This window comes from Streptosporangium sp. G12 (genome assembly GCF_052983175.1).
This window is the reverse complement of record NZ_JBRIQO010000071.1, coordinates 1-3,435: the sequence shown is the minus strand read 5'-3', so window position 1 is coordinate 3,435 and position 3,435 is coordinate 1. Positions and strand designations below refer to the sequence as shown.

The window sequence follows — 3,435 nt, the reverse complement described above, 5'->3', positions numbered from 1 at the left end:
GCGAAGGCCGCCGAGAGGTCGCCGGGTGCCGGGCGGGGGTATGGCGTTTGTGCCCATGCCTGAGCCTCCATAACTGCATCACAGAAACGCGGAAGCGGATAATCGCGAGGGGAAATCCGCAGGATCGACGCCGCGTCCCGTCATCAGGGAACGCACACCACCGGGGCGTCGCGGTCGACGGCCCCTGCCGCCCACCACCGACTTGGCATGGGGCCGTCTCGGGGACTCAGTGTGGAAACTATTACAAAATGTGTCAAGCACATCTAGAAAGGTTCTGTCCGCGTTGCTTGCTACCTATGTCCTGCACCTGCGCCAACGTCTCCTGACCCCTGGGAAGCCACGGTTCCGCCACCTGGGTCGAGACGTCTCTTGTGAAATTTTCATCACATCGCCCTGTCCGGCCCGATGCGGTGACCCATGAAGCACCAGATGAACCGTGCTTGCCTCTCGCTTCTTCCGGCACGCCATGTTTCGTACTCTTGACAGCTTCTCCCTACCTAGTGTTTGCTCCGCTCCACCACCACAACCGTTCGATGAGAAGGAGCCACGACCGGCAGACGGAATGTTAGCGCTCACATCCTGGTGTTCCCCTCAAAAGACATGCTCGGCGATCGTGAATCCCGTACAGACACCACATCCGCGGGTTCCCTCCCCCTCACGGTCGCCGATCTCTTGAACAGAAGGCTTTCCCGCACGGCGAAAGCTCTGATCAGCCTGATACATCGGGTCTCGCGGCCCTCGGGCGACCGGGGACACCTGCGAGGCGCCCGAGCCGCCACGCCCGACCGCCACGCCCGCCACCACATGACATTCGTTGGTGAGCGACCCGAATACAGACCGTTAGCGCTACACGAGCTGTCAGCAGTAACTGCTCTCAGCTGCCGGAAAGAGGTTGAGCATGCGTGGGTGGAGCCGGTGGTTCGGTGCGGCGCTTCTGGCCGTGACCATGGTCGCCCTGGGCGCGGTGACGCAGACGAGCGTCGCCGGCGCGGAGTCCAACGGCGGAGTGCGGGTCATGCCACTGGGAGACTCGATCACCGAGGGAACGCAGGTGCCGGGCGGATACCGTATCGGCCTGTGGCAGCGGCTGGTCTCCGGGCGGTACACGGTGGACTTCGTCGGGTCGCAGTTCAACGGGCCGGCCGGCCTGGGCGACCACGACCACCAGGGGCACCCCGGCTGGCGTATCGACCAGATCGACGCGAACATCACCAACTGGGCGCGCACCTACAACCCGCGCACGGTGCTGCTGCACATCGGCACCAACGACATCCTGCAGAACTACAACGTGGCCGGTGCGCCCCAACGGCTGTCGACCCTGATCGACCGCATCACGACGACCGTGCCGGACGCGGACGTGTTCGTCGCCACCATCATCCCGCTGTCCAACTCCGGGCAGGAGGCCGCCGCCCGCACCTTCAACGCGGCCATCCCCGGCATCGTGCAGAACAAGGTGAACAGTGGCAAGCGCGTCCACCTGGTCGACATGCACAGCAAACTGACCACGTCCGACCTGATCGACGGCATCCACCCCACCGCCGGCGGCTACGACAAGATGGCCGCCGCCTGGTACGCGGCACTCCAGTCGGTCCCCGGCACCATCGGCCAGCCCGGCGGCCCCAGTTCGACGCCGACGCCCTCGCCCGTGAGCGGGATCCGCGGCGTGGGTTCGGGCAGATGCCTGGACGTCGCCAACGTCTCGCAGGCCAACGGCGCGCAGGTGCAGATCTGGGACTGCAACGGGCAGGTCAACCAGCAGTGGACGCCGACCGGCGCGGGTGAGCTCCGGGTGTACGGCAACAAGTGCCTGGACGTGGCCAACATGAGCACCGCCGACGGCGCGCTGGTGCATATCTGGGACTGCAACGGCCAGAGCAACCAGAAGTGGCGCCTCAACGGCGACGGAAGCATCACCGCCATCGGTGCGAACAAGTGCCTGGACGTGCCCAACTACTCCACCGCCAACGGCGTCAAACTCCAGATCTGGTCCTGTAACGGCGCCCCCAACCAGCGCTGGACCCGCGTCTGACCCGGGTGAGGGGCGCGGGGCGGTCTCAGGCGCGGGCATGGCGGAAGCCGGCCCCGAGAGCCCGCCCCGGAGTCGGCACGCCGTACTCATCGGCGTTCGTGTCCGGCCTGCGCGGTGACACGTGAAGTTCTCGGCACAAAAGATGTTAGCGCTCACAGTTTTCCTGGATCGCATGAGAGGAGCGCCGGGTGGGACCTGGCCCGAGGCGTCGCCCGCCCATCATGGCGGACGTGGCGAAGATGGCGGGCGTGTCGCACCAGACGGTCTCGCGTGTGCTCAACGACCATCCCAACGTCAGCGAGGAGACCCGGGCCCAGGTTCTGCGCGCGATCGACCTGCTGGGCTACCGGCGCAATCTCGTCGCACGAGCGCTGGTCACCAGGAACTCCCGACGGCTGGGGGTCGTCAGCTTCGACACGACGCTGTACGGTCCCGCGAGCACGGTCTACGGCATCGAGCAGGCCGCCAGGAACGCGGGCTACTTCATCAGCATCGTGAGTCTTCGGACCATCGACAGGGCAAGGGTGCTCGACGCCATCGGCTATCTGACCGAACAGGGCGTGGACGGCATCGTCGTGGTCGCCCCACAGCGTTCGGCGGCCGAGGCGCTGGAGGACATGCCCGCCGGCATGCCGGCCGTGGCCGTCGAGGGTGGCCGGACGGACAGCGTGGCGGCGGTCAGCGTCGACCAGGTCGAGGGTGCCATCCTGGCGACCCGGCACCTGCTGGACCTGCAGCACGAGACGGTCTGGCACGTCGGCGGTCCGGCCAACTGGCTGGAGGCAGAAGGCCGCGCGCACGGCTGGCGCGAGGCGCTGACCGCCGCGGGCCGTCCGGTCCCCGACCTCCTGGCCGGCGACTGGAGCCCACGCTCCGGCTACCGTGCCGGGCAGCGGCTGGCCGCGATGATCGACGAGGTCACCGCCGTGTTCGTGGCCAACGACCAGATGGCTCTGGGCGTGCTGCGGGCCCTCATGGAGCGAGGAGTGAGGGTCCCCGGCCAGATCAACATCGTGGGATTCGACGACATCCCGGAGTCGGAGTTCTTCTCCCCTCCTCTCACGACCGTCAGACAGGACTTCGGGGCCGTGGGCAGGCGCAGCATCGACATGCTCGTGCGGCAGATCGAGATGGGGGAGCCGTACGTGCGCGAGCGGCACGTCGTACCTCCCCGTCTCATTCTCAGAGCCAGCACGGCGACGGTGCGCTAGTCGCCCACGGAAGCAGGAAGGGCGTTGACACCACGTGAATGTCGGCGCTCACATCATGAAAGGAACCCTATGTTGAAAAAGATCTCGGCACTGATCGCGGTCGGTGCCGTCGCGTTGACGATGACGGGTTGCGGTAGCACGAGCACGCCGGCCACCGGCACCGACAGTGGCAAGGTCGCCGACGACGGCAAGATC

2 protein-coding genes are annotated in these 3,435 nt (G+C 66.6%); both read left to right on the top strand.

Annotated elements, in window-relative coordinates; genetic code table 11:
• The first annotated feature begins 898 nt into the window (after nucleotides 1–898).
• On the top strand, nucleotides 899–2,029 hold the full coding sequence (locus ACVCAG_RS45575) for a lectin (RefSeq protein WP_440089892.1): 1,131 nt from the start codon (nucleotides 899–901) through the stop codon (nucleotides 2,027–2,029).
• A 221-nt stretch (nucleotides 2,030–2,250) separates the two neighbouring features.
• Nucleotides 2,251–3,240: a substrate-binding domain-containing protein gene (locus ACVCAG_RS45570; RefSeq protein ID WP_440089894.1), complete on the top strand. Its 990-nt coding sequence runs from the start codon at nucleotides 2,251–2,253 to the stop codon at nucleotides 3,238–3,240.
• Nucleotides 3,241–3,435 lie beyond the last annotated feature (195 nt).

Coding starts and splice junctions, on each gene's coding strand:
- ACVCAG_RS45570 (WP_440089894.1), top strand. CDS start 2,251: ATGGCGGACGTGGCGAAGATGGCGGGCGTGTCGCACCAGACGGTCTCG.
- ACVCAG_RS45575 (WP_440089892.1), top strand. CDS start 899: ATGCGTGGGTGGAGCCGGTGGTTCGGTGCGGCGCTTCTGGCCGTGACC.